We start from the raw sequence: 17,900 nt of genomic DNA, 5'->3' as shown, positions 1-17,900 counted from the left end.
GGATTGATTCCTTATAACTGGAGCACTCAGGCCAGAAGCGCCGAGAGCGCGGTGTCGATATCGGCAGGCGTGTTGACGGTAATGCCGGTGACGGACTTGTCGATCCGGCGGGCAAGCCCGGTGAGAACCTTGCCGGAACCCACTTCATAAAGCGTCGTGACGTTGTTGGCGGCGAACCACTCCACCGTCTCGCGCCAGCGAACCTGACCTGTCACCTGCTCGACCAGAAGGCGTGCAATCTCTTCGGCGTCACTGACCGGAGCGGCCAGGACGTTGGCGATGACCGGGATGGACGGATTGTGCTTCTCAACCTTGGCAAGCGCTTCGCGCATCGCATCGGCCGCGGGCGCCATCAGGCTCGAATGGAAAGGAGCCGAAACCGGCAGCATCAGGGCGCGCTTGGCGCCTTTTTCCGACGCAAGTGCCGCAGCCTTTTCGACGGCCGCCTTCTCGCCGGAGATTACCAGCTGACCGCCACCATTGTCGTTGGCGATCTGGCAGGAGCCGAGCGCCGAGGCTTCACGGCAGATGGCATCGACATCCGCATGCTCAAGACCGATGATCGCCGCCATCGCGCCCTTGCCGACGGGAACGGCCGCCTGCATGGCATTGCCGCGGATGCGCAGGAGGCGCGCCGTGTCGGCAATCGAGAAGGTTCCGGCGGCACAGAGCGCCGAGTACTCGCCGAGCGAATGGCCGGCCACGAACGAGACCTTGCTCTTCAGATCGAGGCCCTTGGCTTCCAGCACACGGATCACCGCCATCGACACGGCCATCAGCGCCGGTTGGGCGTTGGCCGTCAGTGTCAGCGTTTCCTCGGGGCCGCTCCACATGACCTCGGAGAGCTTCTCGCCGAGCGCGTCGTCAACCTCGGCAAACACCGCAGCTGCTTCCGGAAACGCGTCCGCCAGATCCTTGCCCATACCGACAGCCTGGCTGCCCTGGCCCGGGAACGTGAATGCAATACTCATGGGATTGTCCCTTCCCTAGTTTTCCTCTCCATTCACATTCCTGAACGGTGAGTCAAGCGCGCAGGCCCGGCTTTGCGGGCTTCGGGCGGCCTTTTGCCCTTGATCTTCGCCAATCAAGGCGTAAGTTTGCCGCGCATCGCCGCCCTGCCCGTTCAACCTCCCCTGGGCTTGCGGCCTTCACCCTTTTCTATCGCGGGCACCCTTCGTCCTGGGTCGAGACCCGCCATCCATAAGGACCATCACGCAATGCGTTACAACACGCTTGGCCGGACCGACATCAAGGTTTCCGAAATCTGCCTGGGCACAATGACCTGGGGCTCGCAGAACTCCGAAGCCGAGGCGCACGAACAACTCGACTACGCCTTCGACAAAGGTGTGAACTTCATCGACACCGCTGAACTCTACCCAACGACGCCGCTTTCGGCCGAAACCTATGGCGATACCGAGCGCTTTATCGGCGAGTGGCTGGTCAAACGCGGCCGTCGCGACGACGTCGTGGTCGCCACCAAGGTTGCCGGCTCCGGGCGACCTTATATTCGCAATGGCGGCCCGATCACCCCCGAGGGCATCGATGAAGCGGTCGACGCCAGCCTCAAGCGGCTGAAGACGGATTACATCGACCTCTACCAGATCCATTGGCCGAACCGCGGTCACTACCATTTCCGCAATGCCTGGTCCTACGAGCCCGCCAAACAGAACAAGGCCCATGTGGCGGCCGACCTCCAGGCGATCCTCGAAAAGCTCGGTGACGTGGTGAAAGCCGGCAAGGTGCGGGCAATCGGTCTCTCGAACGACACCGCCTGGGGCACGATGAAGCTCATCGACATGGCCGAACGCCACGGCCTGCCACGCGTCGCCTCGATCCAGAACGAATACAATCTTCTCTACAGAGCCTACGACCTCGATCTCGCCGAGCTTTCGCATCACGAGGACGTAGGGCTTCTCGCCTATTCGCCGCTCGCAGCCGGCCTGTTGACCGGCAAGTACCTCGACGGCATCAGGCCGACCGGCTCGCGGCTTGCGATCAACGGCGATCTCGGCGGCCGCTTCACGCCGCACCAGGAGCCGGCCGTCGCCGGTTATGTGGCGCTGGCCCGCGAGCATGGGATCGACCCCTCGCAGCTGGCGATCGCCTTCTGCCTCTCCCGCCCGTTCATGGCTTCCGCCATCATCGGCGCAACCTCGATGGAACAGTTGAAGACGGATCTCGGTGCGGCCGGAATGACGCTGTCGCAGGACGTCATGAACGGCATTCGCCGCCTGCACCGACTCTATCCCATGCCGATCTGAGCGCGAAACAGCCCATGTCCGTGCCCCAGACGAAAGCGGAACTGCTCTTCGCCATCCAGACGGAGTTCGCCAAACTCCGCCGCGAACTCGACGGCATAGCACCGGAGCGATTCGCCGAGCCTTCGCTCGATGGGCATGCCAAGGGCACGATGATGAGTGTGGGCGACCTCGTCGCCTACCTCATCGGCTGGGGCGAACTGGTGATCAAGTGGGTCGAACGGGACGAGCAAGGCCTGCCGGTCGATTTTCCGGAGACGGGATACAAGTGGAACGAACTCGGCCGGCTCGCGCAGAAATTCTATAACGACTACCAGGCGCTTCCACCCGCCGAACGCCTGCCGCGCCTCGCAGCCAGCAAGGATCGATTGGTCGCCCTGATCGAGGCGCGCGATGACCGAGCACTCTACGGTCAGCCCTGGTACGGCAAATGGCCGCTTGGCCGCATGATCCAGTTCAACACGTCCTCACCCTATGCCAATGCCCGCGGGCGTTTGCGCAAGTGGAAGAAGACCGCGGGAACTGCTTGAAAGGCAAAACCGGGCGAAAAGACCGGCCAAGCCTTGCCTTTCGCTGAAATATGCGTATAAGCGCGCTGTTCGAAATGCCCGGTCTTCTGGCTGGTGGCTGAACGGAGGGCCGGCTTCCTCGAGGGGAGCCGTTAGGATTGCAAGTCTTTCCGGCCTCCCGTGTCTCCGCTCTCGACCGTCTCGATACAACACTTTCTTGCCGGCTGCGTGTCAGCCAATAAGAACAGTCGTTGAGGCTTAGCCGCCGATGTCCGGGCTGATTAACGCAAGAAAGGTAAGCCACAATGGCTCTTTATGAACACGTATTCCTGGCCCGCCAGGACATCACGCCGCAGCAGGTCGACGGTCTCGTCGAGCAGTACAAGGGCGTCCTCGAAGCAAACGGCGGCAAGGTCGGTCGCGTCGAGAACTGGGGCCTCAAGTCCCTCACCTACCGCATCAAGAAGAACCGCAAGGCTCACTACGTTCTCATGGACATCGATGCTCCGGCAGCCGCTGTTCACGAAATCGAGCGTCAGATGCGCATCAACGAAGACGTCCTGCGCTACATGACGATCGCCGTCGAGAAGCACGAAGAAGGCCCGTCTGCCATGATGCAGAAGCGCGACCGCGACGACCGTCCGCGCCGCGATGGCGACCGTCCGGAGCGTGGCTTCGGCGACCGTGGTCCGCGTCCGGACCGTGGCGACCGCGAAGACCGCCCGCGTCGTCCGCGCGAAGACCGCGCTTAATCAAGAAACTTTAGGAGATTAAAGACAATGGCTGAAGTTTCTTCCGCTCCGGTTCGTCGCCCGTTCCACCGTCGCCGCAAGACCTGCCCCTTCTCGGGCGCAAACGCTCCGCGGATCGACTACAAGGACATCCGTCTGCTGCAGCGCTACATTTCCGAGCGCGGCAAGATCGTTCCTTCCCGCATCACGGCCGTTTCCCAGAAGAAGCAGCGCGAACTCGCCCAGGCGATCAAGCGCGCCCGCTTCCTCGGCCTGCTGCCTTACGTCGTTTCGTAACAACGGCTGACCTTCCGTTGGTCGCCTGACTCAACGGAAACCGACTCTGAGGCAAGGCGCTCCCTTTACGTGACGCCTTGCCCTCTCCCTTCCGCGTTGGGCGCGGATCGGAACCCTCGTGTGGAAACACACGGAAATCCCATGTTGGGGCTGACCCTTGGCCATCCCCTAACTGCACGAAGCAGGACAGCGACCGTGAACACCGTGAACAAGACATCGCTGCTGACCGGCGCTCTCGCCGGCGTTACCGCTGCCCTCCTGTCGATGGGCGCGAACACGCAGTCGTCGCTTGCGATCGTTCTCTATGCCGCTTCGGCGCTTCCCATTCTTATTGCCGGCCTCGGCTGGGGCAATGCAGCCGCGATCACCGCCATCATCAGCGCCGGCGCGACCGCTGCCGCTCTGATTTCACCCCAGTTCGCGCTGCTGATCCTCGTCGTGACGCTCATCCCGGCCGGGTGGCTCAGCCATCTCGCCAATCTGGCGCGCCCAGCAACCGAACTCGGCGGCCCTGATGGTGCGCTTGCCTGGTACCCGCTTTCCGACATTCTCAGCCACCTCGCCGGCCTGGTAACTGCCGGCATGATCATCGTCGGCTTCATCGTCGGATATGATTCTGGCGTGTCCGACCGCATGGTCGACATTGTCATCGAGGCGGTGAAGGCTCAGGAACCCCTCTACAACCCCGACGCTGCGGCGATTGCGCAGATCAAGTCGATCTTCACGCTGGCCCTCCCGCTCATCCAGGGCGCCGTCTGGGTGGTGATGCTGTTTACCGCCTACTACATCGCCACCCGCATCGTGCAGATGTCGGGCAAGTCGTTGCGCCCGCGCGAAGACATTCCGTCGACGCTGCGCATGCACCGCAATGCAATATTCATTTTTCTCGGCGGGCTGGTCCTGACCTTTCTGGGCGGCGCTCCGGCGACGATCGGCGCGCTCATCTGCGGAACCTTCGGCGCGGGCTTCCTGCTTGCCGGTTTCGCATCCTTCCACTTCCGCACGCGCGGCAAGTCCTGGCGGCTTCCCGTGTTGTGGATCGCATACCTGTCGGTGCTCGTGTTCACGATCCCGGCAATCTTCTTCCTCCTGACGGGACTGACCGATACGCGACGCACCATCGCGGTCACCCCGGTGGGAAAAAACTGACCTCACCAAACCTGAACTCTGAAAGGACAAGATCATGGAAGTCATTCTTCTCGAACGTATCGCAAAGCTCGGCCAGATGGGCGAAACCGTAAAGGTTCGCGACGGCTTCGCACGCAACTACCTGCTGCCGCTCGGCAAGGCACTGCGCGCCAACGCTGCCAACAAGACCCGCTTTGAAGCCGAGCGCTCGACGCTCGAAGCCCGTAACCTCGAGCGCAAGTCGGAAGCCCAGAAGGTTGCCGAGAAGCTCGAAGGCAAGTCCTTCATCATCGTGCGCTCGGCTGGCGAAACCGGCCAGCTCTACGGTTCGGTTGCTGCTCGCGACGTTATCGAAGTTCTGGCTGCCGCCGGCTTCAACATCGGCCGCAACCAGGTCGACCTGAACCACCCGATCAAGTCGATCGGCCTGCACAACGTTACGCTGCACCTGCATTCGGAAGTCGAAATCGCAGTTGAAGTCAACGTTGCCCGTTCGGCTGAAGAAGCTGAGCGCCAGTCCAAGGGCGAAAGCCTGACCTCGGCCGACGCCATCTACGGCGTTGACGAAGACGCGCTGAAGCCGGAAGACTTCTTCAACCCGGAAGCCGACTTCGACGGCGAAGAAGAATAAGCCTTACTGGCCGTTCTGATTGAGAGAGCCCGGATCCCAGGATCCGGGCTTTTTCTTTTGCGCCGACTTGGCTTCAGCTATGGGCAGGCTCGGCCACGGGCGCGGCGTTCTTGTCGACGCGCACGACGACGGAAAGACCGGGCGACAGCAGATCGGCAAGCGGTTGGCCGGGATCGACCGCGATCCGCACACCAACGCGCTGGGCGACCTTGGTGAAATTGCCGGTGGCATTATCAGGGCGGATGATGCTGAACTCGGAGCCGGCGGCCGGCGAGAAACGCTCGATATGCCCGGTCAGCATGCTCTTTTGCAGTGCATCGACGGAAATGGTCACCGGCTGGCCTGCCTTCATGCCATCGAGCTGCGTTTCCTTGAAATTCGCCAGCACCCACACGTCGTGCGGCACGACGAACAGAAGTTGCGAGCCGGGCGTGACGTATTGGCCGAGGCGTGCGCCGATCTCGCCGAGCTTGCCATCGCGGGGGGCGACGATGCGGGTGTTGTCCAGATCGATCCGCGCCAGTTCGACGGCAGCCTCGGCGCCGGCAACGGCTGCCTGAAGGCCGGCGCGGGCGCCGAGCGTCGTCGCCAGCGCCTGCCGCGAGACCTCCAGGCCGGCCTCCGCCTGATTGACGGCTGCTATCGCTTGCTCGAACGCGGCTTTCGACTGGTCCGCATCGCTGCGGGTCGAGATGCCCTTTTCCGCCAGCGGCCGGATTCTGCCCCAGGATGCCTCCGCTCTGTTAAGCGCCGCTTTCGCACTGTCCAATTGCGCTTCACTTGCGGCGATACCCGCCTTGGCCGACAACTCCTGCTGCCGTGAATTGGCAAGCGATGCCTTCTGGGCGGCAAGTGCAGCCTCAGCCTGCGCCAGCTTCTGGGCGTAGATTCGGTCATCGATCTTGACCAGCAACTGGCCGGCCTTGACCTCCTCGTAGTCGTGCACCGGAACCTCGGCGACATAACCTGACAGTTGCGGACTCATGATCGTCAGGTAGCCCCTGACATAAGCGTTTTCGGTCATCTCCACGGAACTGTGGAACGGCGGCAGCCGCCAGGCATAGAGAACCAGGGTCAGCCCGGAGAGGCCGGCGAGCAAAACGATGATTGTCGTGGGTGAGCGCAAGAATTTCAGCATGGTGGTAACTCTGTTCGTCAAGACGTGAGCGCAGCTGCGGGAGGCACAAGGCGCCCCGCAATCCGCTTGTAAAGGATATGCGCCAGCAGGCCGGCCAAGGCGCAAAGCGCGATGACCGACGCCAGCAGAAAGGCGTCGTTGTAGGCAAGAATGTTCGCCTCTCGGGTGACCTGCTGTCCGAGCAGCGCGACGCCCTCGCCGTCCAGCAGGGCCCTGTCGCCGATCACGCGGCGATAGGCGGCAGCCAGTTGACTGATGCGCTGGGCAATGAGCGGGTTCGACATCACGACCTGCTCGGCCAGTACATTGGAGTGAAACTTCTCACGCAAGGTAACGAAGCTGCCGAAGGCAGCCGTACCGATCAGGCCGCCGATGCTTTGGGTAAAGAGGAAGATGACGATGAAGCTGAGAATGTAGTTCGGCCCCTTCATCAGCGCCGCCTTGAAGCCGCTGGCCATGGCAGGCGGCAGGAAAAGCGCGGTTCCGGCGGCGATCATCGCCTGGCTCATATACATCTGCGCCGGTCGCGTCAGATTGGTCGCCTGGCTGTCGATATAGGCGCCGGCTGCCAGGAGGCTCAATGCCAGGACATGCACGAACGGTGCGTGATCCGGCTTCATGAGTGCGGCGCAGAGCATGCCGCCGGCGATCGATGCGCCAAGAATGACCCAGTAAAGCGTTGCGACCTGTTCGAACTGCAATCCGAGCAGCTGATAAAAATTTGCCGCAATCGCCGACTGCTCGGAGGCGACCAGACGGAAGACCAGCAGCACCGCGGTAAAGTGCAGGATTTCCCTGGAGGCGAGCCAGCGAACGTCGATCAGCGGCAGTTCGCGATTGAGTTCGATCAGCACCAAGCTGGTCAGGGTCACGATCGCGATGGCCAGGAGCACGCCGAGCCATGGCGCCTCGAACCACCAGTAGAGCCGCCCCATCGTCAGCACGATGGCAATGCAACCGAAGCCGACGGCGACCAGCAGGTAGCTGAGGATATCCGTTCGCTGGATCACCTTCGCATGCGGCACCGGCGTCAGTGGCATGAGATAAATGATTGGCAAGGCCATCAGCGCCAGCGCCATCTCGAGCGTATAGAGCCCATGCCACTGCCCATACTCGATCAGCGTCGGCGAGATCAGCCGGGTGATCGGCGCCGAGATCGTTGTGCATGTCAGCGCCAGGGCAAGTCCGACCGTCAATTTGCGCGCCGGCGGGAAGGCCTCCAGCATATAGAGGAAGCCGAGCGTCGACATGGGGGCAGCCGCAATGCCGCTGATGAAGCGAACGACGATCGCCGAATGCAGATCGGAAACAAAGACGTTCATCAACGAAACGATCACGAAGCCGAGGATGCCGATTTCGGCGAAACGGCGCAGCCCGTATTGCGCTCGGATCTTGACCAGCGCGATGGACAGCGAAACATTCGGCGCCATATAGGCCGCCGAGAGCCAGGCGGCCTCGATCGAGGTGGCCGAAAGAGACCCCTGAAGCTGGGTAAGATTGGCCAGCGCCAGGTTCATGCCCAGGCCCTGGGTCAGGAACAAGAGCGCCGAACAGACCACGTAGGTCGATGACCTGGCAACACTCATCGGCTGCGGCGTGGGCGGCGTTGCAACGCTCGGCGCCGGGAAGTGGGAGACTTCGTCTGCGCCTACGGGCGCCTCCGCCTCGCCTTCGACGACGGCGGCCCTGTTGTCGTTGGCTGCAGCGCTCGCGGCGGCACTCATCACCATCATTCCTTGGCGAGCGATTGAACGTTGTCGGCGATGGTGCGGACCACCTTCAGCGCGGCCGCGACCTCGTCAGCGTCGACACCCAGCAGCACCTCTGCCCGGATCTCATCGGCAAGCCTGAGGATCTCGTCGGCGATCGTGCGGCCAAGCTCGGTCATGTGGACCTGCTTGGCCCGGCGGTCCGAGGCCTCAACCCGACGCTCGATAAAGCCCTGCTTTTCCATGCCATCCAGCAGGCGCACGATCGTCGGCGTCTCGATATCGAGTTCGTCGGCCAGTTCCCGCTGGTTCAAGCCATCCTTCTTCGTCAGCGCAAACAGCGCCCTTGCCCGTGACAGCGTCAGTCCGCGTTCCTTGACGCGGGCATCGAACACCGCCCGCAGCTTGCGATTGACCATCGCCAGGGCGTCGAACAATTCACGATTCACGGTCGGTTGATACATAGTACCTTTTCCATATTAGTAGCATGCTAATTATATTGCCACTATCTAATCCATCCGGCGGCTCTTTTCAAGATGCCGTTTTGAGCGCAGCGGCAAACGGCGCTAGAATTGAGGCCGTCGCGGGTCGTAGCGATTCGCAGCGTCAACGTCGTTTTTCAAGCGGGCATTATTTTTCGCACTTTTGTGACGCCAGCCTGTGGATCAGTCGAACAACGGGCAAAGGCAACGGGTCGCAGCACATGGCCAGCGACTGTGGCACTGCTGCACTTGACCGGCATGGACGCAGAGATCAAACCGGGTGCACACCAGAAAAGGCAGAGACGAACGACCATGAACGACGCAGCGCGAAAGCTAGCCCCTATCGGCAAGGACCAGTCGGACCAGCACTACCGCGAGGCGCCGAACAACCTTGAAGCCGAACAGGCGCTGCTCGGCGCGATCCTCGTCAACAACGATGCGTTCTACCGCGTCTCCGACTTTCTGAAGCCGGTCCACCTGTTCGAACCGTTGCACCGCCGCATCTACGAGGTTGCCGGCGATATCATCCGCATGGGCAAGACCGCCAACCCGGTGACGATCAAGACCTTTCTCAAGGCAGACGACAAGGTCGGCGACCTGACGGTCGCGCAGTATCTCGCGCGCCTTGCCGCCGGCGCCGTCTCGATCATCAATGCGGAAGACTATGGCCGCGCCATCTATGACCTGGCGCTGCGGCGTTCGCTGATCACCATCGGCGAGGACATGGTCAACATCGCTTTCGACGCTCCGCTCGACATGCCGCCGCAGGGCCAGATCGAAGACGCGGAGCGGCGGCTATTCGAGCTTGCCGAAACCGGCCGTTACGACGGCGGCTTCCAGTCCTTCAACGACGCGGTGGCGCTTGCCATCGACATGGCCGGCCAGGCTTTCGAACGCGACGGCAGCCTGTCGGGCATTTCGACCGGCATCCTTTCGCTCGATGCCCGCATGGGCGGTCTGCAGCGCTCGGACTTGATCGTGCTTGCAGGACGCCCCGGCATGGGCAAGACCTCGCTCGCCACCAACATCGCCTACAACATCGCTGCCGCCTATGATCCGGAGGTCCAGGCCGACGGTTCGTTCAAGGCGAAGAACGGCGGCGTCGTCGGCTTCTACTCGCTCGAAATGTCATCCGAACAGCTGGCCACCCGTATCATTTCCGAGCAGACCGAGGTTTCCTCCTCGAAGATCCGCCGCGGCGACATCTCCGAAGCCGATTTCGAGAAACTCGTCGCCTGCTCGCAGATGATGCAGAAAGTGCCGCTGTTCATCGACCAGACCGGTGGCATCTCGATTGCCCAGCTCTCGGCCCGTGCCCGCCGCCTGAAGCGCCAGCGCGGCCTTGATTGCCTGGTCGTCGACTACATCCAGCTCATGACCGGCTCGGGCAAGTCGAGCGACAACCGCGTGCAGGAAATCACCCAGATCACCACCGGCCTGAAGGCGCTCGGCAAGGAGCTGAACGTGCCGATCATCGCGCTGTCACAGCTCTCCCGTCAGGTAGAAAGCCGCGAAGACAAGCGGCCCCAGCTCTCCGACCTTCGTGAATCGGGCTCGATCGAGCAGGACGCCGACGTCGTGCTCTTCGTGTTCCGTGAAGAATATTACGTGAAGAACCTCGAGCCGCGCGACGAGTTCGACCCAAAGTACGACGAGTGGAAGATGAAGATGGAGCAGGTGAAGGGCACGGCCGACGTGATCATCGCCAAGCAGCGTCACGGACCGACCGGCACCGTCAAGCTTGCCTTCCAGTCGGAATTCACCCGCTTTACCGATCTGGCCGATCCGTCCTTCACCCAGTACGAAGAACACTGAGCAAGCTTTGGGGGCGTCTTTACGCCCCCAAAACCATTCTGAGGATGGCCACGGTGACAACGCCGGCCGCGACGGCTGCGAGCAGCGGCAGGCGCATGGCGACCAGCGCCGTGACCACGGTCGCAATCGTTTCCGCCGGCCCGGTGACCAGCGCCGTCGGCGCAATCACCGCCATCAACACGGCTGGCGGGATTGCCTCAAGGGCGCGCCTCTGCGTCTCCCCGATCGTCACGAACCGAATGAGCACCAGCCCGCCGATACGGGTGGCGATGGTGGCAATTGCCAACGCGAGGATGGCGAGAAACGTGTGCGGATCGACTGTCATGCGTGCGCCTCCTCGCGCCGGCGGCCGAGAAGCGCGACCGCAACCCCGGCGGCGGCACCGGCAGCGATATACCAGACGCCAGGAAGGAAATGGTGCGTCAGCACCGCAGCGGCGGCACTGGCGGCCAGCACCGCTCCGGTCTCGCGCCCCTTCCAGAAGCTCATCACCAGGACGATGAAGACCGCGGGAAAGGCAAAATCGAGCCCCGTCACCTTGGGATCGCCGAGGAAGGCGCCCAGCAAGGCGCCGGTAAGGCTCGTCGTCACCCAGACGAGATAGAAGGGAACGGCCAGCCCTGCGAACCACGCAGGCGTGAGCTTGCCTTCCTTCGCGCTCATCTCCGCCATCGCCCATATCTCGTCGGCGAGCAAAAGCATCGAGGCGTATTTCGCCGGGCCTGAGAACCCTTGCAGCTTGGCGCCGAGCGACGCGCTCATCAGCACATGCCTGACATTGACGAGCAGGGCCGAAAACGCGAGTGCTGCCCAGGAGGCCGGATGCGTCCAGATATCCATGGCCACGAATTGCGAGCCACCGGCAAAAACCAGCGCACTCATCAACGTCACCTCAACCCCCGAAAGACCCTTGCCGGCAGCAACCGCGCCGAAGACAAGCCCGATCGGCATGACCGCCACGATCAGCGGCGCCATCGCCATGGCCCCGGCTCTAAAATCTGGAAGGAATCCCGTATCGCTCAATGCCCTTGTCTCCCGATCAATCATGACCGGTGCACACCTAGGCGCAGTTTAGCGGGGCGTATTGAACGAAAGTGATCATCCGGCGCGGAAGGCGCCGGGTGTCACTCCGGTTCGGGCCTTGAAGTGCCGGGTAAAATGCGCCTGATCGGCAAAGCCGCATTGATAGGCGGTGTCGACCGCCGACCAGCCATGCCGCAGCAGCGTCTTTGCCGCCCGGACCCGCTTGTCGGTGAGGAAGGCATGCGGCGTAATGTGGTACTTTCGCCGGAAGGCCCGGATCAGATGGGCACGGCTGAGGCCCGCGACCTTCGCCAGTTCGTCCAGGCCAATGTCTTCGGCATAATTCTCGGTCAGATAGTCACGGGCCCGCTGCACCGCGGACTGTTCCCTTGTTTCGACAGGCACGATGATCGAACTGCCGTGCCGTTCGAACATGGTGGCCAGGACGCCAAACATGCGTTCTTCGGCCTCCAGCGCACCCGTCGCCTGCTCCAGCGCCTTGTGTGCGTGATAGAACGATTGAGCCAGATCCGGGTCGCGCAGCATCCGTTTCGAGAATGAGGGCGTTCCCTTGAACGGGCGCCCGGTGACGTCTTCCAGGATATTCACCAGAAGCTCGGTGCTCGGATAGACCATGCGGTAGCGATAACCGCCGCCGCCCGGGTGGCCGTCGTGGATCTCATCCGGGTTGATGAGGTAGAAGTCGCCGGGTCCCGCCTGCGACCGTTCGCCCCTGATCTTGCTGATCTGCGAGCCCGCCTCGATCGCGCCGATACTGAACGTGTCATGCGCGTGCGGTGCAAACTCATGCGTGATGAAAGTCGCGGTCAGACACTCCATGCCGTCGAATCGGGTGTCCCGCCAGAATCGGGTCCGCTCCGCGCCTTCCAGCGGCATGACATCAAGGGCTTGTTCCTGCGAGATCGTATGCATGCAACGATCCTAGCGTCCGCAACGACAAGCGTCTTGCATAAAAGTGCTCTTCGCTCCTGCCTGCGACCCGAATGCCGCCATGCGGCAGGACGGCATTTGCGGGCAAGCGTGGTTGACTGTATTGCTTTTTGATCGTCCACGCAGAGTGCCAGGCATGCTCAGTCCAGAATTTCTCTTCGCCTCCAACCGGCTCACGATCGATCTCAATGCATTGGCAGACAACTGGCGCTCGATGAATGCCCGCTCGGGCAAGGCACGTGCCGCCGCGGTGCTGAAGGCCGATGCCTACGGCCTTGGGATCGATGAGGCAGCACCTGCGCTTTATGCCGCCGGCGCCCGCGATTTCTTCGTCGCCAATGCCGAGGAAGGCGCCGACCTGCGGCCGCTGGTGCCCGAAGCCCGGATCTACATCCTGGCCGGCATGTGGCCCGGCAACGAGCCGCTGTTCTTCGACAACGATCTGGTGCCGGTGATCAACTCCGAGGAACAGCTGGCCGTTTTCATGGCCGCACTGTCCGAGCGTGGCGACCATCCTTGCGTGCTGCATGTCGATACCGGCATGAATCGGCTGGGGCTGACGGTCGAGGAAGCCGTTGCTCTTGCCAACGATCCGGCGCGCCCTGCCAGCTTTTCCCCCGTCCTGATCATGAGCCACCTCGCCTGTGCCGACGACCCGGGCAACCCGCTCAACGACTACCAGCTTCGGCGCTTCCGCGAAGCGACGGGCGCATTCGAAGGGGTCGACGCAAGCCTTGCCAACTCCGGCGGCGTCTTCCTTGGCAATGATTATCATTTCGAACTGACGCGCCCTGGGATCGCCGTCTACGGCGGCGAAGCGGTCAATGACGTTGTCAATCCGATGAAACCGGTGGTGACGGCTGAAGCCCGGATCATTCAGGTGCGCACCGTCGTCTCCGGCGGCCACGCGAGTTACGGAGCGTCCGCCCGTTTCAACCGCGACAGTCGCATCGCGACCGTTGCTGTCGGTTATGCAGACGGCTACCACCGGTCCGTCTCGGGTGGTGGCGTGACCCTCAGGCAAGCGACGCCTTCGGGCGCCTTCGGCTTCCTGCACGGACAGAAGGTGCCGCATGTCGGCCGGGTGACAATGGACCTCAGCCTCTTCGACGTCACCGACCTTCCGGAAAACGCGGTTCGCCCCGGCGACTACATCGAGTTGTTCGGTCGGCATATCGCCGTGGACGATGTGGCGCGCGCCGGCGGCACAATCGGCTATGAGATGCTGACGAGCCTCGGCCGCCGCTACGAACGTCACTATGTCGGTGCGGTCTGAGGCGGCTTTCCCGCTCCTTTACAGTCTGTCGCCGAAAATCACCTTTTGTTCCGCGTTTCGCGGCATTATGTGGAGGCGAAAGTGATTCTCCGATCACCGGCCGCATCGCCATTGGCGATGCGCTGAAGTCTCCGCACCGTGAAAGTCATATCCGATGGCGAAAGCCCGCACCCAATTCGTCTGCCAGAACTGCGGCACCATCCATACCCGCTGGGCCGGCAAATGCGAGGGCTGCGGCGAATGGAACACGATCATCGAAGACGACCCGACTGCCGGCATCGGCGGCGGCCCTTCGCGTGCACCGAAAAAGGGGCGTCCCGTCGCGCTCACCACGCTATCAGGCGAGATCGAGGATGCTCCGCGCATCCAGACAGGCATATCCGAGCTTGATCGCGCTACCGGCGGCGGCTTCGTTCGCGGCTCCGCCCTGCTCATCGGCGGTGATCCAGGCATCGGCAAGTCGACAGTGCTGATGCAGGCGGCTGCCGCCCTTGCCCGACAGAAGCACCGCGTCATCTACGTCTCCGGTGAAGAGGCCGTGGCCCAGGTGCGCCTGCGCGCCCAGCGGCTCGGTGCCGCCGACAGCGACGTTTTGCTCGCGGCCGAAACCAATGTCGAGGATATCCTCGCGACGCTTGCCGAGGGCAAGCGTCCCGACCTCGTCATCATCGACTCGATCCAGACGCTTTGGAGCGACATCGTCGATTCGGCCCCCGGCACGGTCACCCAGGTGCGCACCGGCGTGCAGGCAATGATCCGCTTTGCCAAGCAGACGGGTACCGCCGTCGTGCTCGTCGGCCACGTCACCAAGGAAGGCCAGATCGCCGGTCCCCGCGTTGTCGAGCACATGGTCGACGCCGTGCTCTATTTCGAAGGCGATCGCGGCCATCACTACCGGATCCTGCGAACAGTGAAGAACCGCTTCGGACCAACGGATGAGATCGGCGTCTTCGAGATGTCGGACAAAGGCCTGCGCGAGGTCGCAAACCCGTCGGAACTGTTCCTCGGCGAGCGCAACGAGAAATCGCCGGGGGCTGCCGTCTTTGCCGGAATGGAGGGCACGCGGCCGATCCTGGTCGAAGTGCAGGCGCTTGTCGCGCCGACCTCGCTTGGCACGCCACGCCGCGCCATCGTCGGCTGGGACTCGGCTCGCCTTTCCATGATCCTTGCCGTGCTTGAAGCCCATTGCGGCGTCAGGCTCGGCCAGCACGATGTCTACCTGAACATCGCCGGTGGCTACCGGATTTCCGAACCTGCCGCCGACCTGGCTGTGGCTTCCGCACTGGTTTCGTCGCTTGCCGGGCTTGCCCTTCCGGCTGATTGCGTCTATTTCGGCGAAGTCAGCTTGTCGGGCGCCATCCGGCCGGTTGCGCATACCGCTCAACGCCTCAAGGAAGCCGAGAAACTCGGTTTCTCGCAGGCTGTTCTGCCGGCTGCCTCGACCGAATTGCCGAAGAATGGCAATGGCCGGTGGAGCGAGCTGGAAAGCCTGCCGGATCTGGTGGCGCGCATCGCGGGATCGCGAAACGCGCTGAGACCGGTAGAGGACGCAGATTGAAGGTGCGGGTGCTGCAAGCGGCTCCACGAGGCGGTTTCTGAGCAGGCTCACAACAATGCCCTGGATATCAGGCAGGGCCGACGGCGGATAGGCTTGAGGAGACCCGGACGAACCGGGTTCGGAGTAAGGACAAAATGCCCATTACAATTCTCGACGGTATCGTTCTCGGCGTCGCGCTGTTTTCAGCAATCCTGGCCATGGTCCGAGGCTTCTCGCGCGAGGTCCTGTCGGTTGCGAGCTGGGTGGGCGCTGCGGCAGCGGCCTACTTCCTCTACCCGCACCTCCTGCCCTATGCCAAGCAGTACACCAGCAGCGACACGGTCGCGCTGATCGGCTCGGCGGCAGTGATCTTCCTGGTCGCGCTCATCATCATTTCCTTCATCACCATGCGGATTGCCGATTTCATCATCGACAGCCGCATCGGCGCGCTTGACCGCACGCTCGGCTTTCTCTTCGGTGCCGCACGCGGCATCCTGCTCGTGGTCGTCGCCATGCTGTTCTTCAACTGGCTGGTCGCGCCGCAGCAGCAGCCGGGCTGGGTTACGCAGGCGAAGTCCAAGCCGCTGCTCGACAATCTCGGCAACAAGCTGATCGCGCTCCTGCCCGAAGAAGCCGACGCCACCATCCTCGATCGCCTGCGCGGCAAGGACACGACCGGCGAAGGCGAAGGCGAGGCCCCGGCTGGAACGCCCGGACAGGCACCGTCGGGTTCGCCCGACCAGGCGCCGGTTGACGACGCCCCGGCCACCAACGGCTGAGACATGGAAAAACTGCCGACAAAGCCCGCTGCGCGGGCTTTGTCCTTTTGGGAATAACGCTTGTGTCCGTTTTCAGCTAATATCGCTTGAAGACGGCGGGCCTGATCACGATATGCGCACCGGCACGGAGCAAAGGCGACTGTGATGACCGATCTGAGATCCAAGGAAATCCATGACGAAATCGATGGCGATACCCTGCACGAAGAGTGCGGCGTGTTCGGCATCCTGGGGCATCCGGATGCCGCCGCGCTGACGGCGCTCGGCCTGCACGCGCTCCAGCATCGCGGCCAGGAGGCCGCCGGTATCGTCACCTTCGACGGCAAGCAGTTCTGCACGGAAAAGCGCATGGGCCTTGTCGGCGACCACTACACCGACCCCGCGACCCTCGCAAAGCTCCCGGGCTTCATGTCCATCGGCCACACGCGCTACTCGACAACAGGCGAAGTGGCGCTGCGCAACGTCCAGCCGCTGTTTGCCGAGCTGCATGAAGGCGGCATCGCGATCGCCCATAACGGCAACTTTACCAACGGCCTGACGCTGCGCCGCCAGATCATCTCGGATGGCGCCATCTGTCAGTCGACCTCCGATACTGAAGTCGTCCTTCACCTCATCGCCCGCTCGAAGCACGCTTCGACCACCGACCGCTTCGCGGATGCGATTGCGCAGGTCGAAGGTGGCTACTCGATGCTGGCGCTGACCCGCACCAAGCTGATTGCCGCCCGTGACCCGCACGGCATCCGTCCGCTCGTCATGGGCGAACTCGATGGCAAGCCGATCTTCTGCTCGGAAACCTGCGCACTCGATATCATCGGCGCCAAGTTCGTGCGCGACGTCGAGAATGGCGAAATCATCATCTGCGAGATCCAGGCCGACGGCTCGATCTCGATCGATGCCCGTAAGCCTGTCGCCCCGCAACCGGAGCGGCTCTGCCTGTTCGAATACGTCTACTTCGCCCGCCCAGATTCCGTCGTCGGCGGCCGCAACGTCTATGTCGCGCGCAAGAACATGGGCCAGAATCTCGCCAAGGAAGCGCCTGTCGAAGCCGATGTCGTCGTGCCGGTTCCCGATGGCGGCACGCCCGCTGCGATCGGCTACGCGCAGCAGAGCGGCATCCCCTTCGAACTCGGTATCATCCGCAACCATTATGTCGGCCGTACCTTCATCGAGCCGACGCAGCAGATCCGCGCCTTCGGCGTCAAGCTGAAGCACTCGGCCAACCGTGCGATGATCGAGGGCAAGCGCGTCGTGCTCGTCGACGATTCGATCGTTCGCGGCACCACCTCGGTCAAGATCGTGCAGATGATCCGCGATGCCGGCGCACGCGAAGTGCATGTGCGCGTTGCCAGCCCGATGATCTTCCACCCCGATTTCTACGGCATCGACACTCCGGATCGCGACAAGCTGCTCGCCAACCAGCATGCCGACCTCGCTTCCATGTGTCGCTTCATCGGTGCGGATTCGCTCGAATTCCTGTCGATCGACGGCCTTTACGAAGCTGTCGGCGGCGTCAAGCGCGATCCGAAGGCACCGCAGTTCACCGATCACTACTTCACCGGGGACTATCCGACCCGCCTTCTCGACCAGGAAGGCGCCAGCAATGTCCGCAAACTCTCGGTTCTCGCCAGCAACGGATAAT

At 62.6% G+C, this 17,900-nt stretch carries 18 protein-coding genes; 11 read left to right on the top strand and 7 right to left on the bottom strand.

All coding sequences use genetic code 11. From position 1 onward, the window contains the following. Window positions 1-26 precede the first annotated feature (26 nt). Window positions 27-971, bottom strand: coding sequence for an ACP S-malonyltransferase (fabD, locus tag AC1Q80_RS23100; RefSeq protein WP_492361980.1), 945 nt, complete (start codon window positions 969-971; stop codon window positions 27-29). A 246-nt stretch (window positions 972-1,217) separates the two neighbouring features. Here fabD and AC1Q80_RS23095 point away from each other — a divergent pair, with 246 nt between their 5' ends. The 6 genes from AC1Q80_RS23095 to rplI all read left to right on the top strand — a co-directional run bounded on the left by AC1Q80_RS23095 (window position 1,218) and on the right by rplI (window position 5,554). Beyond that, on the top strand, window positions 1,218-2,261 hold the full coding sequence (locus tag AC1Q80_RS23095) for an aldo/keto reductase (protein ID WP_492361979.1): 1,044 nt from the start codon (window positions 1,218-1,220) through the stop codon (window positions 2,259-2,261). 14 nt (window positions 2,262-2,275) lie between these two features. Next, on the top strand, window positions 2,276-2,788 hold the full coding sequence (locus AC1Q80_RS23090) for a ClbS/DfsB family four-helix bundle protein (protein WP_492361978.1): 513 nt from the start codon (window positions 2,276-2,278) through the stop codon (window positions 2,786-2,788). Between the two features lie 284 nt (window positions 2,789-3,072). After that, window positions 3,073-3,519, top strand: a complete 447-nt coding sequence (rpsF, locus tag AC1Q80_RS23085) for a 30S ribosomal protein S6 (protein ID WP_025426449.1) — start codon at window positions 3,073-3,075, stop codon at window positions 3,517-3,519. 27 nt (window positions 3,520-3,546) lie between these two features. Then, a complete protein-coding gene (rpsR, locus tag AC1Q80_RS23080; RefSeq protein WP_025426448.1) occupies window positions 3,547-3,795 on the top strand; it encodes a 30S ribosomal protein S18 in 249 nt (82 codons plus the stop codon). Window positions 3,796-3,990: 195 nt separating this feature from the next. Continuing rightward, window positions 3,991-4,944, top strand: coding sequence for a DUF2232 domain-containing protein (locus AC1Q80_RS23075; RefSeq protein ID WP_492361977.1), 954 nt, complete (start codon window positions 3,991-3,993; stop codon window positions 4,942-4,944). A gap of 34 nt (window positions 4,945-4,978) precedes the next feature. Next, complete coding sequence (gene rplI, locus AC1Q80_RS23070) at window positions 4,979-5,554, top strand: 50S ribosomal protein L9 (protein ID WP_173419557.1); 576 nt, start codon at window positions 4,979-4,981, stop codon at window positions 5,552-5,554. A gap of 73 nt (window positions 5,555-5,627) precedes the next feature. Here the strand turns inward: rplI and AC1Q80_RS23065 are convergent, their stop codons facing one another. From AC1Q80_RS23065 to AC1Q80_RS23055, 3 genes are all read right to left on the bottom strand, one after another. After that, complete coding sequence (locus AC1Q80_RS23065) at window positions 5,628-6,692, bottom strand: HlyD family secretion protein (protein WP_209791171.1); 1,065 nt, start codon at window positions 6,690-6,692, stop codon at window positions 5,628-5,630. 17 nt (window positions 6,693-6,709) lie between these two features. Further along, the gene (locus AC1Q80_RS23060; RefSeq protein ID WP_492362088.1) at window positions 6,710-8,278 is read right to left on the bottom strand and encodes an MFS transporter; all 1,569 of its coding nucleotides are present in this window, start codon (window positions 8,276-8,278) and stop codon (window positions 6,710-6,712) included. A 143-nt stretch (window positions 8,279-8,421) separates the two neighbouring features. Continuing rightward, complete coding sequence (locus AC1Q80_RS23055) at window positions 8,422-8,865, bottom strand: MarR family winged helix-turn-helix transcriptional regulator (protein ID WP_173419555.1); 444 nt, start codon at window positions 8,863-8,865, stop codon at window positions 8,422-8,424. Window positions 8,866-9,195: 330 nt separating this feature from the next. Between AC1Q80_RS23055 and AC1Q80_RS23050 the strand changes: the two genes are divergently transcribed. Then, on the top strand, window positions 9,196-10,698 hold the full coding sequence (locus AC1Q80_RS23050; protein ID WP_115420622.1) for a replicative DNA helicase: 1,503 nt from the start codon (window positions 9,196-9,198) through the stop codon (window positions 10,696-10,698). A 19-nt stretch (window positions 10,699-10,717) separates the two neighbouring features. Here AC1Q80_RS23050 and AC1Q80_RS23045 read toward each other — a convergent pair whose 3' ends face one another. The 3 genes from AC1Q80_RS23045 to AC1Q80_RS23035 form a co-directional block, all read right to left on the bottom strand. Further along, window positions 10,718-11,023, bottom strand: a complete 306-nt coding sequence (locus AC1Q80_RS23045) for an AzlD family protein (protein ID WP_492361976.1) — start codon at window positions 11,021-11,023, stop codon at window positions 10,718-10,720. Further along, window positions 11,020-11,673 carry an AzlC family ABC transporter permease gene (locus AC1Q80_RS23040; protein WP_492362087.1) on the bottom strand — a complete coding sequence of 218 codons (654 nt, stop codon included), beginning with the start codon at window positions 11,671-11,673 and terminating at the stop codon, window positions 11,020-11,022. Before AC1Q80_RS23040 ends, AC1Q80_RS23045 begins: the two co-directional genes overlap by 4 nt. Before the next feature lie 123 nt (window positions 11,674-11,796). Beyond that, window positions 11,797-12,654 carry an AraC family ligand binding domain-containing protein gene (locus AC1Q80_RS23035; RefSeq protein ID WP_492361975.1) on the bottom strand — a complete coding sequence of 286 codons (858 nt, stop codon included), beginning with the start codon at window positions 12,652-12,654 and terminating at the stop codon, window positions 11,797-11,799. A 154-nt stretch (window positions 12,655-12,808) separates the two neighbouring features. Between AC1Q80_RS23035 and alr the strand changes: the two genes are divergently transcribed. The 4 genes from alr (at window position 12,809) to purF (ending at window position 17,899) form a co-directional block, all read left to right on the top strand. After that, window positions 12,809-13,948 carry an alanine racemase gene (gene alr, locus AC1Q80_RS23030; RefSeq protein ID WP_492361974.1) on the top strand — a complete coding sequence of 380 codons (1,140 nt, stop codon included), beginning with the start codon at window positions 12,809-12,811 and terminating at the stop codon, window positions 13,946-13,948. Between the two features lie 154 nt (window positions 13,949-14,102). Next, the gene (gene radA, locus AC1Q80_RS23025) at window positions 14,103-15,506 is read left to right on the top strand and encodes a DNA repair protein RadA (RefSeq protein ID WP_209791167.1); all 1,404 of its coding nucleotides are present in this window, start codon (window positions 14,103-14,105) and stop codon (window positions 15,504-15,506) included. A gap of 134 nt (window positions 15,507-15,640) precedes the next feature. After that, window positions 15,641-16,264, top strand: a complete 624-nt coding sequence (locus tag AC1Q80_RS23020; RefSeq protein WP_173419549.1) for a CvpA family protein — start codon at window positions 15,641-15,643, stop codon at window positions 16,262-16,264. 144 nt (window positions 16,265-16,408) lie between these two features. Beyond that, window positions 16,409-17,899: an amidophosphoribosyltransferase gene (purF, locus tag AC1Q80_RS23015; RefSeq protein WP_173419548.1), complete on the top strand. Its 1,491-nt coding sequence runs from the start codon at window positions 16,409-16,411 to the stop codon at window positions 17,897-17,899. Window position 17,900 lies beyond the last annotated feature (1 nt).

The organism is Ensifer sp. GW823-FHT05D09 (genome assembly GCF_058795755.1).
This window is presented reverse-complemented; position numbering and strand designations above follow the sequence as displayed.